Here is a 25,619-nt window from a genome sequence, read left to right on the forward strand (position 1 = left end):
ATCAGCGGAGCGTCGTCGTGCTGAGCAGAGCGATGCCCGCCTCGATCTGGGCGGGCGTGCTCGCCGCGTAGCCGAGGACGAGCCCCGGTGGTCCGCCCGCCGAGCGGTGCCAGCTGAGCGGGTGAACCTTCACCCCGAGGTCGAGCGCGGCACGCGCGACCTCGACATCGCTGCCGGGAGGCCCGTCGTAGGTGACGGTCAGGTGGAGACCGGCCGCGGACCCGTGGACCTGCCAACCCGGACTGTGGGTCCTGATGGCGGCGACCATCGCATCCCGGCGCCGGCGGTGACGGGTCCGGATCGATCGCAGGTGCCGCTCGAGGTCGCCGCTGTCCATGAGGCGTGCGAGCGTGAGCTGCGGGAGCGTCGCGTTCCCGAGGTCGAGGTCGCGCTTGGCGGTGACCACCCTCGCCCGCAGGTGGTCGGGGACGAGCAGCCAGCCGACCCGGAGCGAGGGCGCGAGGGTCTTCGACAGGCTCCCCGTGTAGCAGATCTGCTCACCGGTCGCGGCCCGCAGCGCCGTCACGGGCGCCCGGTCGTAGCGGTGCTCGGCGTCGTAGTCGTCCTCGATGACCATCCCGCCGGCGGCCGCCCACTCCAAGAGCTCGCGGCGGCGGGCACCTCCCAGCACGACACCGGTGGGGAACTGGTGCGCGGGCGTGACCAGCGCGGCCGGCGCCCCGTCCGCGACCAGTGCGGCGACGTCGAGCCCGTGCTCGTCGACGACCACCGGTGTCGTGCTCATCCCCCAGGCCTCGAGGTGCCGACGCGCGCCGAACGACCCGGGGTCCTCGACGGCGATCCGGTCGATCCCGTGGTCGGGCAGCACCCGGGCGAGGATGGCGAGCGCCTGGGCCACCCCCGCCACGACCACGACCTCGTCGGCGCGGGCGCCGATGCCTCGGTAGCGGGCCAGCCACGACGCCACCGCCGCCCGGAACACCGGGACGCCGGCCGGCTCGGCGTAGCCGAGCCCGCCGGACGGGAGGTCGTCGAGCACCGCGCGTTCGGACCGCAGCCACGCCGACCTCGGGAAGGACGCGAGGTCGGGGACGCCCGGCGTCAGGTCGATCCGGGCCTTCGACGACCGGAGCGCATCGAAGACGCCGAGGTCGGGTGCCTCGAACCGCACCGACGGTGTCGCGCCGACCCGCGCCCCGCGCGGGTGGACGGCCGAGGGACGGGGGGCGACGACCGTGCCCGCCCGGCCCCGGGCGACGACGTACCCGCCCTCGGCAAGGCGTCGGTAGCCCTCGGTCACCACGCCCCGCGAGACGCCGAGGTCGGCGGCCAGGTCCCTGCTCGCGGGCAGTCGGGTCCCGGCCTGGAGGGCACCCTGCGCGATCGCCTCCCGGATCCGCGCCGCGAGCCAGGCGGAGAGTCCGCCCCGCGGCGCGTCCGCAAGGTCGAGACGCAGGAAGTCGATGCCGGTTGTGGACCGGTCAGATGCCTGCGTTGTGGACCTGTTCACCAGTCCATGGTGTTGCCAGGCTGCGACCATGGCAACCCGCTCCTCGCTCGTGCGCGGCGCCCTCGCGATGTCCTTCGTCGGCAGCAGCGTCGGCGTCTCGGACGCGCTCGTCGACGCGCCGCTGTTCGCGGCCCAGGGGCTGCGGTACGCCGCCGCGGCGCTCCTGCTGCTGGTGGTCGCCCGCATGGTCGGCGTCAGGGTGCTGGCTCCGGCCGGCGTCGAGTGGCTGTGGCTCGTCGGTGTCGCGGCGAGCGGCCTCGTCCTGTTCAACGTGGCCGTCGTGCGCGGCGTCGAGCACGCCGAGCCTGCGGTCATCGCGGTCGCGGTGGCCGGAGCGCCGGTGGCGATCGGCCTCCTCGGGCCGCTGCTGGAGGGACGGGCGCCGCGCGCCCAGCTCCTGGTCGCCGCAGGTGTCGTGACCGCCGGGAGCGTGCTGGTCGAGGGGACCGGCGCCACCGACGCGGCCGGGGTCGGGTGGGCCGCGGTGGCGCTGGCCTGCGAGGCCGGCTTCACGCTCTTGGCGCTCCCCGTCCTCGTCCGCCACGGAGCGTGGGGGGTCTCGGTGCACACGGTCTGGATCGCGACCGTCCTGCTGGCGGCCCTCAGTCTGGCGACGGAGGGCCACGACGCGGTGTCCCGCCTCGAGCGCGACGACGTGCTCGCGGTCGGCTATCTCGCGGTCGTCGTCACGACCGCCGCCTTCGCGCTGTGGTACTCGGCCGTCGCGCACCTGGGCGCCGGCCGGGCGGCGTTGCTGTGCGGCATCGCGCCCGTGGCGGCCGCAACCGTCGGCATCGCGACCACGGGGCACTGGCCCGGCCTGCTCGTGTGGGTCGGCCTCGCGGTCATCGCCGGGGGCCTGGCCATCGGCCTCCGGGGGGCCGACGACCGCGGCCGCGACGGCCGGCGCGAGCGCGCCGTACTCCTGGAGCCCGCGCCGTAGCCGTCGTGGGTCAGTAGTACCAGGGGAACGGCGACCAGTCGGGCTCGCGCTTCTCGAGGAACTGGTCGCGACCCTCCTGGGCCTCGTCGGTCATGTAGGCCAACCGGGTGGTCTCTCCGGCGAAGAGCTGCTGGCCGACCAGCCCGTCGTCGATCGCGTTGAAGGAGTACTTCAGCATCCGCTGCGCGGTCGGGGACTTGCCGTTGATGATCCGGCCCCACTCCAGGGCGACCGCCTCGAGCTCGGCGTGCGGGACCGCGCGGTTGACCGTGCCCATCCGGACGCCGTCCTCGGCGGAGTACTCCTGGCCGAGGAAGAAGATCTCGCGGGCGAACTTCTGCCCGACCTGGCGGGCGAGGTACGCCGACCCGAACCCGCCGTCGAACGAGCCGACGTCGGCGTCGGTCTGCTTGAACCGCGCCTCCTCGGCGCTCGCGAGCGTCAGGTCGCAGACCACGTGCAGGCTGTGCCCGCCGCCGGCCGTCCAGCCGGGCACCACGCAGATCACGATCTTGGGCATGAACCGGATCAGCCGCTGCACCTCGAGGATGTGCAGCCGGCCCAGCTTGGCCTTGTCGACAATCGTCTCCGCGGTCTCGCCCTCGGCGCGGTGCTCATCTTGATACATATAGCCGGCGCGGCCGCGGATCCGCTGGTCGCCGCCGGTGCAGAACGCCCACTTGCCGTTCTTGGCGCTCGGGCCGTTGCCGGTCAGCAGCACGCAGCCCACGTCGCTGGACGTGCGCGCGTGCTCCAGCACCCGCAGCAGCTCGTCGACGGTGTGCGGGCGGAACGCGTTGAGGATGTCGGGCCGGTCGAAGGCCACCCGCACGGTGCCATGGGCCTTGGCCCGGTGGTAGGTGAGGTCGGTCAGGTCCTCGAAGCCGGGAACGGTGTCCCAGGCGTCGGCGTCGAAGATCTCCGACACCCCGTCGATCGCGCTCATGCGGGTGAGGCTAACGGCCCCGCGCCCGCCACCCGGCCAGCAGGGCGGCGCCGGCGACCACCACGGCCGCCGGGAGGTACGGCGACGCCCCGGCCGCGACGACCGCACCGGTGAGCGCCGTCCCGAGCGCGGACGCCAGGTTGGTCGCGGTGTTCACCAGCGTGGACGCCTCGGTCCGCTGCTCCTCGGGAGCCAGCCGGTCCGCGGCCTGGAACGCCTCGATGAACGTCGGCGCCCAGGCGAGCCCGCCGACCGCGAGGAGCGCGGCGGCCACCCAGAACGGCGCGGCCGCCGCGACCGCCAGCAGCGTGGCGCAGCCGAGGAGCAGCACCCGGACCGCGGGCAGCACCCGCCGACCGGACGCCCAGAGCAGCCCACCGACGACCGAGCCGGTCGCGATCCCCGCCTCGACCGCGCCGGCCCAGCTCGGGTGGCCGGCGCCGTCGGCGGCCGCGGCGACGCCGGTCAGCGTGAGCGCGGAGCCGGCGCCGAAGCACGCCATGGTCGCGAGCAGGCGGGGCATGCCGGGCCGTCGTACCGGTCCGGCGAGGCTGCCCCGGGAGGCTCCCGTCTCGGCCCGGGCCACGGCGGCGGGCGACACCGCCAGCGCCGCCGTACCGGCGGTGGCCAGGCCGGCGACGAGCACGAGCCCCCAGCGAGCCGGGCCGACGGCGAGCAGTCCCGCGGCGAGCACCGGTCCCACGAGGTAGAGCACCTCCTCGGCGACCGTGTCGAGGGAGTAGACGCGAGCGCGCAGGTCGGTGCCCTCGGTGAACCACCGCCACTGCGCGCGCATCGAGGGTCCCAGCGCGGGCGCGAGCAGGCCGAGCGGCACGGCGGCGACGAGCCAGGCAGCGGGCGCGGCGACGGCCGCCAGCGAGAGCGCCACCGCGGCGAGCAGCGCCAGCACCCACGAGCCGGTGAGCAGCGGCAGCACCCGCCGCTGGCCCCACCGGTCGAGGGCGCGCGCCTGCAGCGGCATCGCGAGCGTGCCGAGGCCGAGCACGGCGACCGCGCCGCTCGCGGCCGGGAACGACCCGGTCGCCTGGCGGACGGTGAACAGGAAGGAGAGCGGGAGCACGCCGTACCCCAGCCGGCCGACCAGTCCCAGCGCGAACGTGCGCAGGACGGCGGGACGGGCGAGCAGGCGGCCCCCGGCACGAGGCGTGCCGGACATGGAGGACTCCGTGAGGTCAGGAGAGGTGGACGGGACCGGTGGAGGGCGGTCGACCGTCAGTCACGGAGGTGCAGCATGCGGCTCATCCTAGCCAGGCCGGGACCTGGAATACCGCGGGTTCGCGTGGTCTTCTGGGGACATGACTCTCGAAGGCGAGTACGAGCCCAGTCCCGAGCAGTGGGTCCGCGACCAGGTGGAGGAGTTCGAGTCCTCCGGGGGCCAGCGCGGCAACCTGCTGATGGGCAAGCCCGAATGGCCGGTCGTGGTCATCACGTCCAAGGGCGCGAAGTCCGGCAAGCTCCGCAAGAACCCGGTCATGCGTGTGGAGAACGACGGCGTGTACGCCGCGGTCGCGTCCAAGGGCGGCGCCCCGGAGCACCCGACCTGGTACTACAACTTCGTCGCCCACCCCGAGGTCGACCTCCAGGACGGGGCCGAGAAGCACACCTACTCGGTGCGCGTCGCCGAGGGCGCGGAGCGCGCGGAGTGGTGGGAGCGCGCGGTCGCCCAGTACGCGCCGTACGCCGAGTACCAGCAGAAGACCGACCGCGAGATCCCGGTGTTCCTGCTCGAGCGCAAGGACTGACCTCACCGGGGGCACGCCCGACGTCACCCCCAGGGCCGGTCGGTCGTTGGACCGGCCATGCGACGCCTCGTCCCCGCTGTCCTGACCGCCATCGCCCTGGCGGTGCTCGCCGCTCCCGCGGGGGCGGACCCGGCGCCCACCGACCCGGCGTACACCCGGCGCGACCTGCAGAACATCGCCGACGCCTACGGCCGGATCACCGGTCCGGGCGGCCAGCTGCAGAACCCGACGTACCTCCCGGCGCTGGTCGCGGCCTCGACCCAGCGCACCGTCGACCAGCTGCTGACCCAGGTCGCGTCACCGACCCATCCGGCCCTGACGCCCGGCAACGTCGTGCCGGGCTGGAACGTCGGCAACCCGCTGCGTGCCGGCTGGAACGGCACCCGCGGGGTCTCGCGGGCGGTGACGTTCACCAACCGGTACGGCGCGCAGCTGCGCGGCCACGTCTACAAGCCGCTCCCCGGGGCGAGCGACCCGTACACCGGCCGACCGCTTCGCGGGCCGTTCCCCGGCGTGGTCGTCACCGAGGGGTCCGTGCAGGGCTCGGAGGGCATGTACGAGTGGCTGGCGCAGGACCTCGCCGAGCGCGGCTACGTGGTGCTCACCTACGACGTGCAGGGCCAGGGAGCCAGCGAGACCCTGCCGCACCAGCCGTCGCCGGCCGACGAGAACACGCTGCCGTTCTGCAACCCGTTCGCGGCGCCCGAGGACGGCGAGATGCTCGGCTGCCCGGGGGTCCCGTCGCAGCAGCTGTCGAACTTCGTGGTCGGCACCGAGGACGCGCTCGACTTCTTCACCTCGACCGCCAACCCGTTCCGCCGCAGCCTCGACCTCTCCCCCGACCCGCACCCGGCGACGCCCGGCCGGACCACCCGCATCGCGATCATCGGCCACTCGATGGGTGCCGCCGCGGTGTCGAAGGTGCAGGGCACCGACCGCCGGGTCGCGACGGTCGTCGCGCTCGACAAGCTCGCCGGCCCGAGCTCCTCCGGCCCGCTCGACGGCACCGGCAACCGCCCGGTGGTGCCGGCGCTGGCCGTGCAGTCGGAGTACGGCTTCACCGTCTCGCCGTGGTTCCTCAGCGGCGGCAGCTCGCTGAACCCGTCGCCGTCCCCGGACGGGCCCGACCCGATGCGCGAGCGCGCGAGCGGGTACGACGCGTGGCGCGCGGCCGGTGTGGACGCGATGCTCGTCGTACCCCGCGCCTCCACGCACCTGGACTACACCGACATCCCGCTGGTGCTGCCGGCCAGCCGCTACGGCCAGGACCTCACCAGCGTCTACGTGCAGCGCTGGCTGGACCGCTACCTCAAGCACCGGCGCAACACCGGCGCACTGCTCGGGGACTCGTTCCGCTACCTCGAGCCGGCCGGCGACGGCGCATGGGCGCCGGTGCGGCTGCACCGCGACGACCTGCTGAGCTTCTACTACTGCTCGGCGTACGCCCTGCACATCCCCGACGGCGTGGTCTCCGACGGGGACGTCTCCGGGGTCGGCTGCCCCTGACGCGTCGAGACACCTGAAACGGCTCTCCCGGGGCCCGGATCCCCGCCATTCCTGGTGCCTCGACGCGCGAGGTGCGCCACGATGCGCGGGTGACCGCGACCACTCCGGCCCCGCGCTCGGCGCTGGCCGAGCCGACCACCAGCCCGCCCGGCCGGTGGGTCGCGGCCATCACCCTGGCCAGCATCGGGCTGTGGGCGGGGTTCTTCGGGCCGATCCAGGTGCTGCTCGCGCAGCAGGCCGAGGAGATCGCCGGCGACGACAAGAAGGTCGTGCTCTCGGTCGTGCTCGGCCTGGGCGCCTTCGTCTCGGTGGTGTGCAACCCGGTCTTCGGCGCGTTCTCCGACCGCACCAGCCTGCGGATGGGCCGCCGACTGCCCTGGGTGGCCGGTGGCGCGGCGGGTGGGGCGCTCTCGCTGCTGCTGCTCTCGGTCGCCGACAACGTCGTGGTGATGGCGATCGGCTGGTGCGGGGTCCAGGCCACGCTCAACGCGATGCTCGCCGCGGTGACCGCGACCGTGCCCGACCAGGTGCCGGTCGGCGAGCGCGGCCGGGTGGGCGGGATCCTCGCGGTCGCGCAGACCGTGGGTGTGGTGGCCGGCACCGGCATCGCCTCGGCCACCGGCAGCATCGCGGCGGGGTACGTCGTCACCGCGGGCGTGCTCGTCCTGCTGGCGCTGCCGTACTGCTTCGACCCGCGCGACATCGCACTCGCCCCCGCGGAGCGGCCGCCGGCGTTCGACTGGGGTGGGTTCGTGCGGGGGTTCTGGATCTCGCCGCGCCAGCACCCCGACTTCGCCTGGGCGTGGCTCACCCGGTTCCTGGTGAACCTCGGCAACGCGCTGGGCCTGCTCTACCTCCTCTACTACCTGCAGGACGTGATCGGGGTCGACAAGGACGAGGCCGACGACCGGGTGTTCCTGCTGACCGCGATCTACGCGGCGGTGATCATGGCGACCACCGTGGTCTTCGGCATCTGGAGCGACCGCACCGGCAGGCGCAAGGTGTTCGTCACCTGGTCGGGGGTGGTCGGCGCGCTCGCGTCGCTGCTGCTGGCCGTCGGCCAGAGCTGGCCGGCCGCGGTGGCCGCCGCGGTGCTGATGGGGGTCGGCTACGGGATCTACACCTCGGTCGACTTCGCGCTGATCACCCAGGTGCTGCCCGGTGCGGAGGACCGCGCCAAGGACCTGGGCGTCATCAACATCGCCAACGCGCTGCCGCAGGTGTTCGCGCCGTTCATCGCCGCGCTGATCCTGCTCGTGGTCGAGGCCGCGGGCGGGGTGACCGAGACGAACGGGGAGCGGTTCTCGGTCGGCTACTGCGTGCTGTACGCCGTCGCCTTCCTGGTCGCGATCCTCGGCTCGGTGTTCGTCAACCGGATCCGGTCCGTGCCGTGACCGACGTCGACCCGCCCGGGACATCGGGCGGGTCGACGCGGTCAGCTGTCAGTGCGTGAACGAGGTGCCGTAGATGTCCTGGTCGAGACCACCGGCGTTCGGGCAGGTGTCGGCGCCGAAGCTGCCGTCGGGGTTCGCCGTGCGGCACTGCAGGACGTCGAAGCCCTCGCCGCCGGCGTACCGCGGGTCGTCGCCGCCGACGACCTGACGCGTGTCCGTCCAGACCCCGAAGGCGAAGTCGCCGACGCTCGACACGTAGTTGTAGTCGCCGTGGAAGGGCACCCGACGGTCACCGAACATCTCGTAGTTCGGCATCTGTGACCCCGACGACAGCCGGACGATCGTCCAGGTCGCGCCACCGTCGGTCGACGAGGCACCGTAGGTGTCCAGCCCGACAGTCGGCAGGTGGAAGCCGGCGGCGTCGGTCGCCGTGGCGTTTCCCGGCGGGTTCTGCACGTCGTACTCCGGGTCGTTGCGGCTGTCGTGCCAGAGCGCGAAGAGATGGCCGCCGTCGGCATTGATGTCCGGGAAGAACTGGTGGCCGGTCGCCGTCGGAGCCAGGCGCCGCGGGGTGGTCCACGCGCCGTTGCCGGTCTTCGACGTCAGGTAGACCGCACCCTGTCCGACCATCAGCGTCCCGTCCGCCCGCACCGGTGCGGTGTTGTACGTCGACGTGGACGGCACCTCGGTCGAGGTGACCGTGGCGTCGTAGGCCATGTAGACGGTGTTCGTCGGGTCGGAAGGGTCGGCCGTGATCCGTGGCTGGCTGTCGTGCCGGAAGAACACGAACCCGCTCCGACAGGCGAACGGACCCGACCCGCAGTCGCGGGAGTCGCCCGCGGAGTCCGGCTCCGCGTCGGACTCCGGACCGTCGGCGTGCGCGAAGGCGTCCTCGTGCGCCTCCGCGGCCGCCTCCGGGTCGCCGGCGGAGTCCGCAGCGTCGAACCCGTCGAAGTCCGCGGCCACGGCGGGCTTGGTGAACGAGCGACCACCGTCGCTCGACCGTACCCAGAGCATGGCGTCATGGCCGGTGGCCCGGCTCCCCACGGTCCCGTTCCACGCCACGTAGAGGGTGCCGTTGCGGGTGACCGCGAGGTCGGCGAACTGGTTGCCGAGCGAACCCTCGGAGATCTTGGTCGGCCGGCTGAAGGTCCGGCCGTGGTCGGTGGAGCGGGCGAACAGGATCTCGTTGTTGCCGGCGCCGCCCTGGAAGACGCTCCAGGCGACGTACACGTTGCCGGCGTAGGGGCTGGAGAGACCCCGGTCGACCTCGATCGAGGTCTTGTCGTTGAAGCGGCTGTTGAGCGCCGGGCCGCCGCGGCCGACGATCACCGTGCGGACGTAGTGGGCGGCGTCCTGGTCGTACGTCGCGACCCAGACGCTGCCGTTCTGGGGTGCCGACCGGTTGAAGGCGTTGCCCATGTAGAACAGCCGGTGCTGGCGGTCCCACGCCTGGACCGGGTCGCCCGCGTTGGTGATGCCGCGCTGCTGGAGCGGGCTCGCGAGCCCTTCGGGGGAGTCGTCGGTCGGGTACCCCGGCAGGAGCGAGTCGGTCCAGGTCAGACCGCCGTCCGTGGAACGGTAGAAGCCGGCCCAGGTGCCGCCGGCCAGCTCCACCGTGCAGTAGTCGTTGGAGCCTGAGGTGATGACGCTGGGCAGGGCCGGGTCGACCGCCGCGGTCGGCTCGTTCTGCTGGCGCCGGTTGGTGCCGCAGGCGCGGATCGCGTCATCGGCCGAGGGTGTGCGCCCGTTGGCCTTGACGTAGGCGCTGTCGACCGAGACGGCGCGGTCGGGGCTGGCGACCGCGTTGGCGGCCGAGAGAGCCGCGAGGGGCAGCACCGCCGCGGACACGAGGGCCACGAGGGCCCGGTGTCGGCGGAGGCGGGTGTGACGAGCGATGGTGACCATGACACTCCCGAGGCGAGACGGTCACGGCACCGGGTCCGGTGCCGTGGGACGAGCCGCGGCCAGCCAGGGTTCAGTGGCCGCCCACCCCCGGGCTCACCGGCACGCTACGCCCGGCCCGGGCGGGACGGAAGCCTCGAATCAGGGGACATCGGCGCGGCTCAGCGGGCGACGCGGGCCGCCTTGGCGATCGACATCGCCAGACCGACGAGGTGCCCGAGGCGGGCGATCTCGGACTCGAGGAACGCCGGACCGCCCCGGCGCCCGATCACGATGATCTCGGACTTGTTGAGGCGCGCGCCGCAGTGGATGTTGTTCTCGTCCGCGGCCTCGATCACCTCGGCCCGCTCGATCGGCTGCCAGGTGAGGTTGTCGGGCGCCGCTCCGGTCGCGTGGACGACCCCGTCGATCTTGCTGACCCGGGCGCCCCAGTCGGCGCGGAACACCACCGGCAGCCGGTCGACCAGCCGGTCGAGCGCGCCCTCGGGGTCCTCGGTCAGCTCCTCGACGGCCTCGAGGTCGAGGAACAGGTTGCCGCCCGCGGCGTAGCGGCCGATCCACAGCACGCGGACGCCCTCCAGGGCGTTGACCGTCGAGACGATGGAGTCGGGCATCGAGCCCGGGGCCGTCTCGAGGAACACGTCGTCGACGGCGGTGCCGCCGTGGTGCTTCTCGACGATCTCGATCGCCTGGATGTCACCACCGGCCTCACCGATCGCACTGGCGAGCCGCCCCAGCGACCCCGGGACGTCGGGCAGTTCCACGCGCAGCAGGTAGGGCATCACAACTCCAATCCGCGATCGACCCTAGCCTCTCGACGTTGCGGGAGGGTTTCCTCAACCACCCGCGAGACGCAGGCGCAGGCCGGTCGCGCGCTGTGCCAGGGTGCCGACCGCGGCGCGTACGGCGGCCTCCGAGCCGACCACGCGCACGTGCCGCCGGGCCCGGGTCACGGCGGTGTAGAACAGCTCGCGGGTCAGCAGCCGCGACGCCTCGTCCGGGAGCAGGACCGTCACGCGGTCGGCCTGGCTGCCCTGGCTCTTGTGGATGGTCATCGCGTGCATCGTCTCGACCGCGTCGAGCCGGCCGGGCGCGAACTCCTTGAGCCGCTCCGCACCGCCCACGAACACCCGCCGCCGCCGGTCCTGACGGACGACGACGCCGGTCTCGCCGTTGTAGACGTCGAGCGCGTAGTCGTTGTTGGTCACCAGCAGCGGACGCCCGACGTACCACTCGCCGCTGTAGAGGACCTCCTGGCTCCCGACCTCGGGGTCCTCGGCGAGCCAACGCTCGACGAGGTGGTTCCAGCGGCGGACGCCGAAGGGCCCCTCGCGGTGGGCGCACAGCAGCCGGTAGCGGTCGAGCTCCGCCAGCGCCCCCACCGCGTCCTCGCGGCTCGCGGCAGCCCAGATCGCGCGGGCCGCCGCGGCCGAGTCGGGCCGCAGCGCCGCCTCGATCTCGTGCTGCTCGGAGGTCTCGACCCACGAGACCTGCGTCGAGGGGGTGCGGAGCACCCGGACCACCTCGTCGGCATCGCCGCCGCGCAGCGCCTCGGCGAGGGACTTGATGTCCTGCTCGGAGCGGAAGTTGGTGCTCAGCTCCGACACCGGCGAGTCCGGACGGCCGTCGTAGCCGGCGACCAGGTCGCTGAGCACGGCACCCGCCCCGACCGAGGTGAGCTGCTGCGGGTCGCCGACCAGCACCAGCCGGCAGTCGGGGCGCAGGGCCTCGAGCAGGCGGCCCATCATCGTGAGCTCGACCATCGAGGACTCGTCGACGACGACCACGTCGTACTTGAGCCGGTTGGAGCGGTCATGGCGGAACCGGGTCGCGTTGTCGTGCCGCCAGCCCAGCAGCCGGTGGAGCGTCAGCCCGTCGAGCCGGCCGACCAGCCCGGGCGCCTCGGGCCAGGTCGCGGCCATCTCGGCGAGCTCGGTGGCGACCGCCTCCTGCAGCCGGGTCGCGGCCTTGCCGGTCGGCGCGGCCAGCGCGATCGCCAGCCGACTGCCCTGTCCAGTGGCCCGTCCGGCGGCCTGGTCGGCGAGCAGCGCCAGCAGCCGCGCGACCGTGGTGGTCTTGCCGGTGCCGGGGCCGCCGGTGAGGATCGAGGTACGCCGGTGCACGGCCGCGACCACGGCGTCTCGCTGCTCGTCGCTGAAGTGCCCGCCGCCGGCCTTCGCCAGCGCGGTCTCCAGCCGCGCCTCGTCGACCGGCAGGGGCGGGAGCGCCATCCGTGCGGCGAGGTCGTCATGGACCTGGGACTCCAGCCGGTGGTAGCGGTCGAGGTAGAGCAGTCCGTGCTCCCACCGCACCACTCCGGCGTGGACGAGCGGCGACTCCTCGATCGGCCACTCCTCGGGCCAGGGCAGCTCGGGAGCGATCGCGGCCACGGACGCGAGGTCGAGGCACACCGAGCCGCGGCGGACCGCCCGCACGACGAGCGCGACCGCGAGCAGCATGCGCTCGTCGCTCTCGCCGCCGAGCGCGCCGAGCCGGGTCGCGACGTGCACGTCGGAGGAGGTGAGCACCCCGGCCGCGTTGAACTCGGCGAGCAGCCCGGTCGCGCCGGCGGTGATCCGCCAGTCGTGCTCGTCGGTCGGCTCGAACAGCTCAGTCATGTCGCACACCCCCGTCGAGCAGGTCGGAGAGCTCCTCGACCAGCGCGACCGGCGGCCGCCAGGCGAACACGCCGCACGGCGCGCCGTCGACCAGCGGGGTGTCCGGGCCGCACATCCCGCGCAGGTAGAGGTAGAGCACGCCGCCGAGGTGCCGCGCGGGGTCGTAGCCGGGCTGGCGCCAGCGCAGGAACCGGTGCAGCACCGCGGCGTACAGCAGCGCCTGCAGGGGGTAGTCGGAGTGCCCCATCGCCTCGTCGAGCGCCACCGGCGCATAGCTGTGCGCGGTGAGCGGCTGGTCGGCCGGGCCGAGCCAGTTGGTCTTGTAGTCGACGACCAGGTAGCGCGCCCCGGGCAGCCGCAGCACCACGTCGACCGAGCCGGTGAGGTAGCCGCTGAGGGTCTGCATGCCGAGCGGTCCCTCGAGCTGGGCGGCGTAGGAGCGGACCGGGTCGCCGGGCGGCAGGTGCCGCTCGAGCAGCGGGCCGAGGTCGCGGAGCGGCCGGCCGCCGAGCGGGAGCTCGAAGTCCATCTCGCGCAGCCGGTCGGCGACCCCGACCTGCCGCAGCGTCGCCCCGTCGGCCAGCGGGCCGAGGGGTGAGTCGCACACCGCGACCAGTGCGTCGGCGAGCTCTTCCTTGAACTCGGTCCCTGAGGAGGCCGCGGAGCGGCCGTCTCGAAGGGCGACGGGCCACCAGCCGAGCTGGTCGTCGATGTGGCCGAGCAGCTCCTCGCGCAGGTCGGGCGCCGCGGGATCGGCGTGCTCGAGCACCGCGTGCACGAGCGAGCCGAACGTCGCGCCCACCGGCAGCCCGGCCATCGGTGACGGCACGTCGCCCGCGACCGGCGCGGGGACCGGGACGGTCCCGTCCGGCAGCTCCTCGTCGTCCTTGGCGGTGACCTCGGGCTCGCTGGCGACCGTGCCGGCCGGCGCGACCTCGACCTTGCTGAGGGAGGAGTACGACGCACGCCGCCACTGGGTGTCGATCTCGCGGGTGAACGTCCGCGCGGCGAGCGCGGGCGGGTCCGGCCGCGGCGGGTCGGCGCCGGGGTCGGCGTGGACGGCGGGCTCGGGCGCCGGCCCGCCCCGGTCGCGCCACTGCGCGAACAGCCCGACCACGGCGTCGTCGTCGGGGATCGGCGGCGCGCCGGGCACGCCGGAGGAGTCGGGGCCGTCAGGGTCGCGCATCAGCATCCGGTGCAGCGGCGAGGCGACGGCGTTCTTGGTCGGCGCCCACCACGCGACCACCTGCGACTTGGCGCGGGTGACGGCGACGTACAGCAGCCGCAGCCACTCGCCGGCCTCCTCGTCGGCCCAGCGCCGGCAGTGGTCGGCCCAGTGGGGGCCGCCGCCGCCGACGTCGAGGCAGCGGACCCCGGCGTCGTCGTGGAACAGCGGCCGCGTGGGCTTGGGGACGAACCGGTCGGCGATGGCGGGGAGGTAGACGACGGGGTACTCCAGGCCCTTGCTCGCGTGGATCGTCACGAGCTGCACGGCGGCGGCGTCGGAGTCGAGCCGGCGGGTGCGCTCGACCCCGCGCCCGGCGCGGCCCTCGACGACCTGCTCCCGCAGCCAGGTGAGCAGCGACGGCAGGCCGGGCCGCTCGGTGAGGGTGATCTCGTGCAGCGCCTCGCCGATGTGGCGCAGGTCGGTGAGCCGGCGGTCGCCGCCGACCTCGGCGAGCACCCGGGCGGGCAGCCCGGCGACGCTCGCGGCCTCCAGCACGGCCGCGAGACCCCGGCTGGTGAACAGCTCGACCCAGGCGCGCAGCGTGTCGGCCACCTCGTCGGTGAGGTCGTCGCCGCGGGCATCGAGGTCGGCGGCGGTGTGCCCGAAGAAGCAGGTGAGCGCCGCGGACCGCACGCGGGTGCTGCGGTGCGGCTGCTCGAGTGCCTCGAGCAGCGTCAGCCACTCGACGGCGGCCGGGGTCGCGAACACGCTGCCGCCGCCGGCGATCACCGCCGGCACCCCCACCTCGAGGAGCGCCTCGCGCACCGCGGCGAGGTCGGCGTGGCGATAGCTGATCACCGCGACGTCGCGCGGCCGGATCGGCTCTCCGCACCAGGTCGCACCGCTGGCGAGCAGGCGGCGTACGTCGAGCGCCAGGTCGCGCGCGACGTGCGGTCGCACCTGGGCGACCGTGAGCGTGCTGCCGCCGCTGCGGCCGAACGTCTCGCGGCGCACCACCCGCACCCGGAACGGGCTGGACGCGGGAGCGCCCGACAGCCGCGACTCCGGGTGGTGGGCGCGGACGTCGCGCACCACGATCCGCTCGTCGCCGAGCTCGGCGCCAGCGAGCAGCGTCTGGAAGGAGTCGAGCAGGGGGGCGTCGCTGCGCCGGTTGACCGCGAGCGTCTGCTGGGTGGTCGCGGTGTCGGCGGCCTTGAGGTAGGTCGTGACGTCGCCGCCGCGGAACGCGTAGATCGCCTGCTTGGGGTCGCCGATCAGCACCATCGTCGCGTGGCCGGTGAACGCGCGGTCGAGCACCTCCCACTGGACCGGGTCGGTGTCCTGGAACTCGTCGACGAGCACGATCCGCCACCGCGCGCGCATCCGCTGGGCCGCGGCGCTCTCCGGCTGGGCGAGCGCGTCGGCGAGCTGGGAGAGCAGGTCGTCGTAGGACAGGATGCCGAGCCGGCGCTTGCGCCGGTCGAGCTCCTCACGCACGGCGCGGGCGAAGCTGACCCGGCGGCCGAACGCCGTGTCGCGGTCCGCGTCGGCGGGCTCGAGCGTGGCCTGGGGGTCGCCGACCGCGGCCCGGGCGATCGCGAGCGCCTCGGCGTGGGTGAACACCGGCGGCTCGGAGCCGAACGCGAACGCCCGCAGGTAGAGGTCGTCGACGGTCTCCTTCACGAGGTCGTCGAGGTCCTCGACGAGCCGGGCGCGGGAGTCGGTGTCGCCGGCGACGCCCAGCGAGTCGAGCACCATCGAGCAGAACTGGTGGGTGGTCGCGATCGTCGCGGCGTCGAACCCGGCCAGCGCCTCGGTGACCCGGCGGTGCCCGAGCCGCCGCTGCTCGGGGTCCCACGACCGGAGCAGCGCGACCAGGTCGGAGTCGCCGACCCCGGTCGCCGCCGGGTCGTCGCTCAGCACCCGCTCGGCCTCGACCAGCTGGGCGCGCACCCGCTCGCGAAGCTCCTGGCTGGCGGCGCGGCCGAACGTCACGACGAGCAGCTGCTCGAGCCGGGCGACCCCCTCGGCGACGTACCTCGTGACGAGCGCGCCGATGGTCCAGGTCTTGCCGGTGCCGGCGCTCGCCTCGAGCAGGAGCGTGCCGGTGGGCAGCGGGTCGGTGATCGAGAACGGCGTCATCTCGGGGCCCGTGTTCATAGCGGGCCTACTCTCTCGGCGCCGGCGAGCAGCGGCTCCCAGATCGCCCAGGCGTGCTCGGCCAGGCCGGCGGCGAGCAGGGCCTCGACCGGGGCGTTCGGCCCGTAGACCCGCTGGTGGTAGGGGTCGGCGTCCTCGCCGGTGATGCCGAACTGGCTGTGCGGGTCGGTCTCCCACTCCCGCCTGGCGGCGTCGAGGGGCGGCGTGTCCTGGCCCATCAGCTCGCGGGCGTGGGCGTCGGCCCAGGCGGCGCCGGTCTTGACCGGCACCGGCAGCGGCGCGCACAGCCCGCGGTCGCGGACCTCGACCAGGTCGCGCAGCCAGCCGGCGGCGCGGTGGTCGACCGGGCCGCACAGCGCCCGCTTGGGTCCGGCGCGCTCGCGACCGATGGCGTGGGCGGTCCAGTGCTGGTCGGGGTAGGTCGCCGCCAGCGCAAGCAGGTCGACCCAGGCGTGCAGCCGCTGCCGCGCGTTGAGCCGGGAGTAGCCGAGGCTGACGACGCGGTGGCCGTAGACCCCCGGCACGGTGCCCGTGAGCCGGCGGCCGTCCCCGAGGTCGACGTCGACGTCGACCGAGCGCCGCTCCCCCTCGCGCAGGTCGGCGGTGCGCGACCACAGCCGCTGGCACTCCTCGACGACCTCGTTGAGGGCGGCCGTGCCGAGCCCGCCGGGCGGCAGCGTCCCGCTGAGCTGCTCGGCGGTCATCACCGCGACCGGGTCGTGCCCGGCGAGCAGCTCGCGCAGCAGCCGGTCGCCGATCTGCCACTTCTCGAGGTTGTCGAGCGTCACCGGGATCGCGTCGGCGAGGTCGTCGGGCTCGAACGGCGTCGCCACGTCGAGCCGGCCGCGCAGGAACGCCCGCACCGGGTGGCCCAGGAAGTCGCGCAGCTCCTGGAGCGAGACGTCCTCGCGCGGCCGCGGGGGAAGCGCCCCAACCAGCAGCGGCGGCGGCTCGTGCCGCACGCCCCACGCCGAGCGAGCGCCGGCGAGCGCCGCGGTGTCGAAGCTGAACGGTCGCGCGCTGGCGAAGTTGCGGGCGTCGTACGGCTGGAGCGGGTGGTGGGTGAGCACCCGGTCGCGGACCGGCTCAGCGGCTGTGCGGTCGGCGGCGTCGAGGATCTCGCCGAGGGGTACGGCGGGCGGGCGGCTCGCGCCCGACTGCTCGTTGGCGCCGGTGTAGGTGATGACGAGGTGCTCGGTCGCGGCGAGCACCGCGTCGAGGAGCAGCTGGCGGTCCTCGCTGCGCGCGTCGCGCTCACCGGTGAGCGGGTGCCGGCCGAGCACGTCGTCGCCGTCGACCGCCCCCGCCCGCGGGAACACGCCGTCGTCGAGGCCGACCAGGCAGACGACCCGGTGCGGTACCGAGCGCATCGGGACCAGGGTCGCGACGGTCAGGCTGCCGGTGCGGAAGTTGGCGCGGGTGGGACGGCCGGCCAGGCGCGACTGGAGCATCGCCCGCACGTCGGACAGCCGCATCTCGAGCCCGCCCTCGTGGGACGACGCCGCGGCGCGGGCGAGCTCGCGCTCGAACTGCGGCAGCTGCCAGGCGTCGTCGCCGGCGACGTCGGTGAGCGACCGGACCCCGTCACGGAGCCCGGTCGTCCAGTCCGCGACGGTGGTCGCGGCGGTGAGCGTGCGGAGGGTGCGCTCGAGCCGTCCGACGAGCTCGGCCAGCCGGCCGGCGAGGTCGATCTCGCCGCTGCCCACGTCGTCGAGCGGCAGCCCGCGGCCGAGGTGACGGTGGTCGTCGCCGCCCATCGCGACACCGAGCAGGATGCGGTCGAGGCCGGTGCGCCAGGTGTTGTGGGGGAACTGCCCCATCCGGAACGCCGCGCGCGACCGGTCGTCGAGGCCCCACCGCACGCCGGCCCGCCCCACCCACCTGGACACGCGGTCGAGCTCGTCGTCGGTGAACCCGAACCGGCGGCGTACGGGAGCCGTCGCCGCCAGGTCGAGCACGTCGGAGGCGGTGACCCGGCCGCCGGCCAGGTCGAGCAGCGACCCGGCGACCGCGAGCAGCGGGTTGGTGCTGGTGAGCGCCCGGTCGGCGAGCCGCACCCGCAGCCGGTGGGCGGGGTGCCCGTCGGTGGTCGCGAGCCCGAACCCCGCCGAGATCAACGGCGCGTAGGTCTCGATGTCGGGGCACATCACGAGGACGTCGCGCGGCTCGAGGGTCGGGTCGTCCTCGAGCAGCCCGACCAGCACCTCGCGCAGCACGTCGACCTGCCGCGCCGGGCCGTGGCAGGCGTGCACCTGGAGGCTGCGGTCGTCGTCGGCGTGGTGGCGGCCGGCCCGCTCGGCGTACGTCGGGGCGTGGTTGGCGCGCAGGTCGTGCTGGAGCCAGCCGAGCAGCGTGCCGGGAGCGACCTCCGGGGCCGGGACCTCCTCGGCGGGGATGCCGTCGAGCACCCGGCGCAGCTCGCGGGCGTCGCGGCCGAGCGAGGCGAGCAGCGGGTGGCCCACCCGCTCGGTGGAGCGGTCGTCCTCGCGCGCGACCACGCCACCGAGGCCGGCCAGCTCGTCCCACAGCGCCGGCGACGGCTGGGGCAGGAACAGGTGGACGTCGCGGTGCTCGCCGAGCGCGCGCAGCAGGGCCACCTCGGTGACCGGGATGCGGGTGTGCCCGAACAGCGAGAGCCGGCCGGGCAGCGGCAGGTCCGTGCCGCCCGCCTGCAGGGCCTGGCAGGTCTCCTCGTGGCGGACGTCGGGCGGCGGCGCGTCGACCTGCGCGATCGTCCGGCGCCACAGCTCGGGCTGCCAGCGCAGGTCCTCGGGGAGGTCGCCGTCGTCGCCGTGGCGCCAGGCAGCGACGAGCGCGGGTCGCTGCACGGCGTACGACGCGAACAGGTGGGCGAGCCGGAGCGCGACCGAGTAGCGGCGGTTGCGCCGCAGCTCGCCGTCGGCGCCGTCGCGGTCGTGGCCGAGGTGCCGGGCCAGGGTCGCGAACTGCGGCTCGTCGAGGCTGTCGTCGATCGTCGCGAGCAGCGGCCAGACCAGCCGCTCGGGGTCCCACGGGTCGTCGCGCTCGCGGCCGAGCAGCAGGCTGACCAGCGAGCGCGGGTTGAGGAACCGGACCCCTGCGCAGACCCCGTCGCCGCCGCGTGGGCCGGTGCCGAGGCGATGGCTGAGCCGCTGGGTCAGCCAGCGCTCCACGCCCTTGGCCGGGACGACCACGACCTCCTCGGCGAACGGGTCGTCCAACGGGGTGCCGAGCAGGTCGCCGAGCGCGTCCGCGAGCACGTCGGTGCGCGGGGCTCGGTGGATCTGCAACGTCACGCAGCGACCCTATTCGGCCGCGCGGACAACCGGGGGAGGCACCGGGCGCTGCCGAGGACGCCCGCCTATGCGTCCCGCCGACGCAGCACGACGTACGCCGCGGCCAGCAGCACGGCCGTCTCGGCGCCGAAGACCGCGAAGCCGGTCCAGGCGTCGAGGAGGTCGGGGTTGAACGAGACGGGAGTGGAGACCACCGAGCCCGCGTTTCCGGGCATCAGCTTGGTCAACCATTCGCCGAACGTGCCGGGCACCAGGTTGACCATGTTGCCGAGGATCAGCATCAGCGCCAGGACGACGGAGATCGTGCCGGCGGTGTGCCGCAGCAGGAACCCGACGGCGACGGTGAACAGCCCGATGCCGGCGAGGTAGAGGCCCGAGCCGTACATCGACCGCAGCACGTCGCCCTCGAGTGCCATGCCGATGCCCTCTTGGTCGAGGAAGTAGTTGCCGCCGAGATAGCCGACCAGCGCGGTCACCGTGCCCACCACGAACAGCACCGTGACGAGCACGAGCGACTTCGCGGCCAGCACCCGACCGCGCGCCGGTACGGCGGCGAAGGACGAGCGGATCATCCCGGTGGCGTACTCCGTGGTGACCACCAGCGCGCCCAGGACCACGGCGGTGATCTGGGCGATCATCATCCCCCAGGTGATGAACGAGCCCGGCGACTCGTCGGCCTCCGGCGAGGCCAGCCAGTCGGCGTTGCCCCAGCACATCAGGACCGTCAGCCCGGCGCCGAGGACGAACGTCGCCAGCACCGTCCACCAGGTCGAGCGGACGGTCCGGAGCTTGAGCCACTCCGCACGCAGCACCGCGCCGAAGCCGGCCGTCGTTGCGGCCGGGCTCACGACGAGGGTGCCGCCCTCGGTCATCGTCGCGGTCATCGCAGTGCCCCTTCGGTGGCGGCGTGGTACTCCACGCTGTCGGCGGTCAGCGCCATGAACGCGTCCTCGAGCGAGGAGCGCACCAGCGTCAGCTCGTGCAGCATCAGCCCGTGCCGGAAGGCGAGCTCGCCGACCGCCGGCGCGTCCAGCCCGGAGACCCGCAGCTCGTCGTCGACCCGGGTCACGTCGAGGCCGCGCCCGGAGAGCAGGTGGGCGACATCGACCAGTGCCGGCGCCTTCACCCGCACGTACGACGCGGCATGGTCGGCCATGAAGTCGCTCATCGAGCAGTCGGCGAGGATCGAGCCGCGGCCGATCACCAGCAGGTGGTCGGCCATCAGCGCCATCTCGGACATCAGGTGGCTGGAGATGAACACCGTGCGGCCCTCGTCGGCCAGCTGCCGGGCGAACGTGCGGACCCAGCGGATGCCCTCGGGGTCCAGGCCGTTGACCGGCTCGTCGAGCACGACCACCGGTGGGTCCCCGAGCATGGCCGCGGCGATCCCGAGCCGCTGGCCCATGCCGAGGGAGTAGCGCCCGGCCCGCTGGCCGGCCACCGACTCCAGGCCGACCAGCTCGAGCACCTCGCCCACCCGGGTGGTGGGGATGCCGTTGGACGCCGCCATCCACCTCAGGTGGTCGCGTGCCGACCTCCCGGGGTGGATGGCGTGCGCGTCGAGGAGGGCGCCGATCTCGCGGAGCGGCGCCGGGGCAGCGGCGTACCGGTGGCCGTTGACGCTGACCGTGCCGGACGTCGGCGCGTCGAGGCCGAGGATCATCCGCATGGTCGTGGACTTGCCCGCGCCGTTGGGGCCGAGGAAGCCGGTCACCCGGCCGGGCTCGACGACGAAGTCGACGCCGTCGACGGCGACCCTGCTCTGCCCCTTCTCGGTGGCGAAGCGCTTGGTGAGTGCGTGGGCACGGATCATGGGGCCAAGCCTCCGGCCACGAGGCCCCGTCCCACATCGGGGAGCACCCCGGACCCGACCCCGGTGTCGACCCTGGGCCCGACCCCGGGGTGACCCCGGTTCCCCGGATCGGCTGCGGCGTACGACGCGGCGTCCCTACGCTCCCGGCATGAACCGTCTCCTCCTCCCTGTCGGCGGGCTCGCGCTCGTGTGCTCCGGCTTCGGTGCCGGCATCGCCGTCTCCGCCACGGCCGCCGACGAACCCGCTCCGGTCGTCGTCACCCGGCAGGCCCTCGCGGAGGTCGCCGCGCCGCCCGGAGCACCGCACCGCACCCTCGGACTCAGCAAGGTCGTGGTGATGCCGGGCGCCAAGCTCGCCTCCCACCACCACCCCGGCGCCCAGCTCGGGTACGTCGCGGAGGGCACGCTGACCTACACCGTCGAGTCGGGCCAGGCGAAGCTGATGAAGGGCTCCGGCGACGACCCGACGCTGGTCCGCACGATCGACCCCGGCGAGACCGTGAAGGTGCGCCCCGGCCGGTGGCTGGTCGAGCAACAGGACGAGGTGCACCACGCCCGCAACGCCGGCACCACGCCGATCGTGATCTACATCGCCACCCTGCTGCGCACCGGGGAGCCGGCAGCGATCCCGGACTGAACCTTCAGGATCGGCCGGTCGGGGCCGATGGACCTCTCGAGCCATGCCCCCGACCGTCTCGAGGTTGTCCGTGCACGTCCCCCGTCGACCCCTGTCCGGGCGCCGACCGTGACGAAGGGTCTGCTGTCCTGGGACGCGATGGGCGCGATCCTGGCGTCCGCCGCCGTCGGCTGCGCCGGGTACGTCGGCTTCACCGTCGTCCAGGTCGTCTCGGTGGCGACCGCGGACGACCCGGCCGTGGCCGCGGTCGCGGCGCCGCCCCTGCCGGCGTCGCCCGCCGCTCCCCCGGCGTCGGACGCTCCCTCGACCTCCCACCCGGCCTCGCCGTACCCGGCGGTGGCCGCGGACGCGGCGATGCCGTCACCGCACGCCGACGAGACCGCGGCGACCGAGCCGTCCGCCCGTCCCACGCACCGTCCCCGGCCCACCCGCACCCGCCCGACCGTCTCCCCCCGCCCGGCCCGTTCCGCGGCGAAGCCGGTGGCCGAGTCCACCCGGCAGCAGGCGCGGAGGCAGGAGGCGGCGCTCAAGCACGCGCTCTGGGCGGACCGCCAGCTCGCGGCGATGCTGCGCGAGACGCCGGTGACCTCGCTGTGGTTCGGCGGCGCCGGCTGGACCACCCCCGTCGCGGCGTACCACCTCACCGCCCGCTTCGGTGAGACCAGCAGCCTCTGGGCCTCGTCCCACACCGGCCTCGACTTCGCCGCACCGACGGGTACGCCGGTGCGCGCCGCGACCGCCGGCACGGTCACGTTCGTCGGCTGGGCCGGGGCCTACGGCAACAAGATCGAGATCACCCACCCCGACGGCTCGGAGACCTGGTACGCCCACCTCTCCCGCACCGACGTCCGGGTCGGGTCCCAGGTCGGCACCGGCGCCGTGATCGGCGCCGTCGGTGCGACCGGCAACGTCACCGGTCCGCACCTGCACTTCGAGGTCCGCCCCGGTGGCGACGGCCCGGTCGACCCGGAGGTCGCCCTCCGGCAGCACGGCGTCCGCCCGTAGCGGAGCCCCGGCGCTCACAGACGACGCACAGGCACCGCACCGGGTCGGCCCATCTCGGCGACGCCTACTGGACTCCTCAGGTTAGGAGCCCGTCAATGTCGCAGAACCTCGTCATGGCCGTCGACCTCGGTGCGATCGTCGCACTGGTCTTCGGTCTCTTCCTGTCCCGCCACGACCGCCGCGAGCTGGTCGTCGCCTTCCTCACCGTGAACATCGGGGTGATGGCGATCGCCAGCGTGCTGGCCGACAGCAGCGTCGGCGCCGGGCTCGGCCTCGGCATCTTCGGCGTCCTCTCGATCATCCGGCTGCGCTCCCAGGAGCTCGAGCAGCACGAGGTCGCCTACTACTTCGTCGCGCTGGCGCTCGGGCTGCTCAGCGGGATGGTCACCTCGGTCACGCCGTTCTACGCCGTCACGATGGTCGCGCTGCTGGCCGCGATCTGGATCGGCGACCACCCCCGGCTCGCGCGCTCGCTGCGCCGCCAGCAGCTGCTGCTCGACCGGGCGATCACCGACGAGACGGTGCTCGCCGAGCACCTCGAGACCGTGCTCGGCGCCCGGGTCGCCGGCTTCTCGGTGCTGCGGACCGACGTCGTCAACGACACCACGCTCGTCGAGGTGCGCTACGAGCCGGCCCGGGCCGGCACCGCGGCGGGCGCGGTGCGCCGGCTGACCCCGGGTCGTGCGGCATGAGCTCCGCGCGGCTGGCGCCGGAGCTGCCGGTGGACGTGCTGGACACGTTGGTCGCTCCGCTGGCGCCGATCGGGCTGGAGGAGCTGGTGGCCGCGGCCTCGCTCCTCACCCGGGTCGACCGCAAGTACGTCGTCGCCGTCGCCGACCTCCCGCTCGTCCTGGGTGCCGTGCCGGGCGGCTCGCGGGTGCTGGACATCGACGGCCGGCGCGCCTTCGGCTACCGGTCGACCTACCTCGACACCCCCGGGCTGCGGTCGTACTTCGACGCCGGCCGGCGCCGCCGCCGGCGCTTCAAGGTGCGCACCCGGCGCTACCTCGACAGCGGCACGTCGTGGCTGGAGGTCAAGACCCGTTCGGGGCGCGACGTCACCGTCAAGACCCGGATCGCGCACCCCGAGGTCACCGAGGACGCCGGGCTCACCCCCGCCGGGCTCACGTTCGTGGACGCCGAGCTGGCCGCCGGCCGGATCCGACACGCCCGCGCCGCGGTGCTCGCGCCGGTGCTGACCACGTCGTACGACCGCACCACGCTGTACCTGCCGGAGTCCGCCAGCCGGGCGACCATCGACGTCGACCTCGGGTGGACCACCCCCGCCGTGCTCGGCGGCCGCGACCTCGAGCGCCCCGGCCTCGCGATCGTCGAGACCAAGACCGGGTCCACCCCCTCCGCACTCGACCACGTGCTGTGGCGGCACGGCCACCGGCCGGTCTGCACGTCGAAGTTCGGCGTGGGCATGGCCGCGCTCGTCCCCACCCTCCCCGACCTCAAGTGGCACCGCACGCTGCGGCGAGACCTCGCCGTCGCGCGACCCACGCCGTCGACCCTCAGCCGCCCTCACCCAGGAGTGACCCCGTGAAGCATCGTCCCCTCACTAGCCGCCTGACCGCCCTCGTCGCCGCCGGCGCCACCACCGTGGTGCTGGTCGGCTGCGGCCAGGCCTCCACCGACGCCTCGGTCTCGATCGCTGCCGCGACCACCGTCGCCGCCGGCCTCACCGGCGCCGAGGCGCTCGCCGACAACGCGGACCCGCACACCGACGGCGAGACGTCGTACGACGATCTCGACCTGACCGACGCGACCACCGTGCAGCTCGTCGACGGCGCCACGACGGTGTCGGACGACTCGGCGGTCTCCGTCGACGGCGACGTCGTCACGATCACCGCCCCTGGCACCTACGTGCTCTCCGGCATGCTCACCGACGGGCAGGTCGTCGTCGACAGCGACGCCGACGGCCAGGTGGTCCTGGTGCTCGACGGGGTGTCGCTCACGTCCTCGAGCACGTCCCCGGTCGTGGTGACCCAGGCCGACGAGACCGTGCTGGTCCTCGCGGACGGCTCGGACAACACGCTCAGCGACGGCACCGACTCGGGCGCCGACGACGACGAGGAGGACGCACCCAACGCCACGGTGTTCTCCCAGGACGACCTCACGATCGCCGGCACCGGGTCACTGTCGGTCACCGGCGTCTCGGGTGACGCGATCACCAGCAAGGACGGCCTCGTCGTGCTCGCCGGCGACCTCACCGTCGACGCCACCGACGACGGCATCCGCGGCAAGGACTACCTCCTGGTCGCCGGCGGCGCCGTCGACGTGACGGCCGGCGGCGACGGGTTGAAGTCCGACAACGACACCGACGAGACGATGGGATACGTCGCGGTCACCGGCGGCGACGTCACGGTCACCGCGGACGGCGACGGCGTCGACGCGTCTCGGTCACCGCCAGCGACGACGGCATCAACGGGTCCGGCGACGGCACGCCGGAGGTGACGATCTCGGGCGGCACGATCGCCGTCGACTCCGAGGGCGACGGCATCGACGTCAACGGCTCGCTGACGATCACCGGCGGCGAGACGACCGTGGCCGGGCCCGCCTCCGACGGCAACGCCGCGCTCGACGTCGACGGCAGCTTCCTGGTGTCCGGCGGGACGCTCGTCGCGGCCGGCAGCGCCGGCATGGCGATGGCGCCGTCGACCGACTCCGAGCAGGGCTGGGTCCAGGCGGCCCTCGGCACCGGCGCTGCCGCCGGCTCCGTGGTGGCCGTCCTCGACGACTCGGGCGACGAGCTCGCGTCGTACACCCTGGCCAAGGACAGCGCCAACGTGGTCGTGTCGGTGCCCGGCCTCACGTCCGGTGAGACCTACACGGTCACGGTCGACGGCGACGAGGTCGCCAGCGTGACCGCCGGCGAGGCCACCGGAGGGATGGGCGGCGGGATCGGCGGCGGACCCGGCGGCGCACCCGGTGACGTGCCGGCCGACCGGGGTGGCGAGCCGCCGGTCTCCTGACCGGACCCGCCATACTCGGGCAGAGTCGGGAGAGGGC

At 74.2% G+C, this 25,619-nt stretch carries 20 protein-coding genes; 10 read left to right on the forward strand and 10 right to left on the reverse strand.

What is annotated here, in order from left to right:
- Position 1 precedes the first annotated feature (1 nt).
- On the reverse strand, positions 2–1,471 hold the full coding sequence (pdxR, locus tag QQZ14_RS03345) for a MocR-like pyridoxine biosynthesis transcription factor PdxR (protein ID WP_284532750.1): 1,470 nt from the start codon (positions 1,469–1,471) through the stop codon (positions 2–4).
- Positions 1,472–1,499: 28 nt separating this feature from the next.
- On the opposite strand from pdxR, the gene QQZ14_RS03350 reads away from it, so the two are divergent.
- Positions 1,500–2,414, forward strand: coding sequence for a DMT family transporter (locus QQZ14_RS03350; protein ID WP_284532751.1), 915 nt, complete (start codon positions 1,500–1,502; stop codon positions 2,412–2,414).
- 10 nt (positions 2,415–2,424) lie between these two features.
- Here QQZ14_RS03350 and QQZ14_RS03355 read toward each other — a convergent pair whose 3' ends face one another.
- Positions 2,425–3,360: a 1,4-dihydroxy-2-naphthoyl-CoA synthase gene (locus tag QQZ14_RS03355; protein WP_284532752.1), complete on the reverse strand. Its 936-nt coding sequence runs from the start codon at positions 3,358–3,360 to the stop codon at positions 2,425–2,427.
- A gap of 10 nt (positions 3,361–3,370) precedes the next feature.
- Positions 3,371–4,537, reverse strand: a complete 1,167-nt coding sequence (locus QQZ14_RS03360; protein ID WP_284532753.1) for an MFS transporter — start codon at positions 4,535–4,537, stop codon at positions 3,371–3,373.
- Positions 4,538–4,676: 139 nt separating this feature from the next.
- Between QQZ14_RS03360 and QQZ14_RS03365 the strand changes: the two genes are divergently transcribed.
- The 3 genes from QQZ14_RS03365 to QQZ14_RS03375 all read left to right on the forward strand — a co-directional run bounded on the left by QQZ14_RS03365 (position 4,677) and on the right by QQZ14_RS03375 (position 8,023).
- A complete protein-coding gene (locus tag QQZ14_RS03365; RefSeq protein WP_284532754.1) occupies positions 4,677–5,123 on the forward strand; it encodes a nitroreductase family deazaflavin-dependent oxidoreductase in 447 nt (148 codons plus the stop codon).
- A 57-nt stretch (positions 5,124–5,180) separates the two neighbouring features.
- Complete coding sequence (locus tag QQZ14_RS03370; RefSeq protein WP_284532755.1) at positions 5,181–6,629, forward strand: alpha/beta hydrolase; 1,449 nt, start codon at positions 5,181–5,183, stop codon at positions 6,627–6,629.
- A gap of 89 nt (positions 6,630–6,718) precedes the next feature.
- Positions 6,719–8,023 (forward strand): MFS transporter, encoded by a 1,305-nt coding sequence (locus QQZ14_RS03375; protein ID WP_284532756.1) that lies wholly within the window; start codon positions 6,719–6,721, stop codon positions 8,021–8,023.
- A gap of 48 nt (positions 8,024–8,071) precedes the next feature.
- Here the strand turns inward: QQZ14_RS03375 and QQZ14_RS03380 are convergent, their stop codons facing one another.
- The 7 genes from QQZ14_RS03380 to QQZ14_RS03410 all read right to left on the reverse strand — a co-directional run bounded on the left by QQZ14_RS03380 (position 8,072) and on the right by QQZ14_RS03410 (position 20,962).
- Positions 8,072–9,931 (reverse strand): sialidase family protein, encoded by a 1,860-nt coding sequence (locus QQZ14_RS03380; RefSeq protein ID WP_284532757.1) that lies wholly within the window; start codon positions 9,929–9,931, stop codon positions 8,072–8,074.
- A gap of 158 nt (positions 9,932–10,089) precedes the next feature.
- Positions 10,090–10,710 carry an ACT domain-containing protein gene (locus QQZ14_RS03385; protein WP_284532758.1) on the reverse strand — a complete coding sequence of 207 codons (621 nt, stop codon included), beginning with the start codon at positions 10,708–10,710 and terminating at the stop codon, positions 10,090–10,092.
- Between the two features lie 54 nt (positions 10,711–10,764).
- Positions 10,765–12,546 (reverse strand): exodeoxyribonuclease V subunit alpha, encoded by a 1,782-nt coding sequence (recD, locus tag QQZ14_RS03390; RefSeq protein ID WP_284532759.1) that lies wholly within the window; start codon positions 12,544–12,546, stop codon positions 10,765–10,767.
- The gene (locus tag QQZ14_RS03395) at positions 12,539–15,874 is read right to left on the reverse strand and encodes a UvrD-helicase domain-containing protein (RefSeq protein WP_284532760.1); all 3,336 of its coding nucleotides are present in this window, start codon (positions 15,872–15,874) and stop codon (positions 12,539–12,541) included. The genes recD and QQZ14_RS03395 overlap by 8 nt, the downstream gene beginning before the upstream one ends.
- Complete coding sequence (gene recC / locus QQZ14_RS03400; RefSeq protein ID WP_284532761.1) at positions 15,871–19,149, reverse strand: exodeoxyribonuclease V subunit gamma; 3,279 nt, start codon at positions 19,147–19,149, stop codon at positions 15,871–15,873. Before recC ends, QQZ14_RS03395 begins: the two co-directional genes overlap by 4 nt.
- Before the next feature lie 65 nt (positions 19,150–19,214).
- Entirely contained in the window at positions 19,215–20,033 is an 819-nt protein-coding gene (locus tag QQZ14_RS03405) for an ABC transporter permease subunit (protein WP_284532765.1), read from the reverse strand.
- Positions 20,030–20,962, reverse strand: coding sequence for an ABC transporter ATP-binding protein (locus tag QQZ14_RS03410; RefSeq protein ID WP_284532768.1), 933 nt, complete (start codon positions 20,960–20,962; stop codon positions 20,030–20,032). Before QQZ14_RS03410 ends, QQZ14_RS03405 begins: the two co-directional genes overlap by 4 nt.
- 148 nt (positions 20,963–21,110) lie before the next feature.
- Between QQZ14_RS03410 and QQZ14_RS03415 the strand changes: the two genes are divergently transcribed.
- The 6 genes from QQZ14_RS03415 to QQZ14_RS03440 all read left to right on the forward strand — a co-directional run bounded on the left by QQZ14_RS03415 (position 21,111) and on the right by QQZ14_RS03440 (position 25,582).
- Positions 21,111–21,599, forward strand: a complete 489-nt coding sequence (locus QQZ14_RS03415; protein ID WP_284532772.1) for a cupin domain-containing protein — start codon at positions 21,111–21,113, stop codon at positions 21,597–21,599.
- A 108-nt stretch (positions 21,600–21,707) separates the two neighbouring features.
- Entirely contained in the window at positions 21,708–22,604 is an 897-nt protein-coding gene (locus QQZ14_RS03420; protein ID WP_284532774.1) for a M23 family metallopeptidase, read from the forward strand.
- 95 nt (positions 22,605–22,699) lie between these two features.
- Positions 22,700–23,296, forward strand: a complete 597-nt coding sequence (locus tag QQZ14_RS03425; protein ID WP_284532776.1) for a DUF4956 domain-containing protein — start codon at positions 22,700–22,702, stop codon at positions 23,294–23,296.
- Positions 23,293–24,153: a polyphosphate polymerase domain-containing protein gene (locus QQZ14_RS03430; protein WP_284532779.1), complete on the forward strand. Its 861-nt coding sequence runs from the start codon at positions 23,293–23,295 to the stop codon at positions 24,151–24,153. Before QQZ14_RS03425 ends, QQZ14_RS03430 begins: the two co-directional genes overlap by 4 nt.
- On the forward strand, positions 24,150–25,064 hold the full coding sequence (locus QQZ14_RS03435) for a carbohydrate-binding domain-containing protein (RefSeq protein ID WP_284532780.1): 915 nt from the start codon (positions 24,150–24,152) through the stop codon (positions 25,062–25,064). The genes QQZ14_RS03430 and QQZ14_RS03435 overlap by 4 nt, the downstream gene beginning before the upstream one ends.
- Entirely contained in the window at positions 25,061–25,582 is a 522-nt protein-coding gene (locus tag QQZ14_RS03440; protein WP_284532781.1) for a hypothetical protein, read from the forward strand. Before QQZ14_RS03435 ends, QQZ14_RS03440 begins: the two co-directional genes overlap by 4 nt.
- Positions 25,583–25,619 lie beyond the last annotated feature (37 nt).

Source organism: Nocardioides sp. T2.26MG-1 (assembly GCF_950101795.1).
Taxonomy (GTDB): domain Bacteria; phylum Actinomycetota; class Actinomycetes; order Propionibacteriales; family Nocardioidaceae; genus Nocardioides.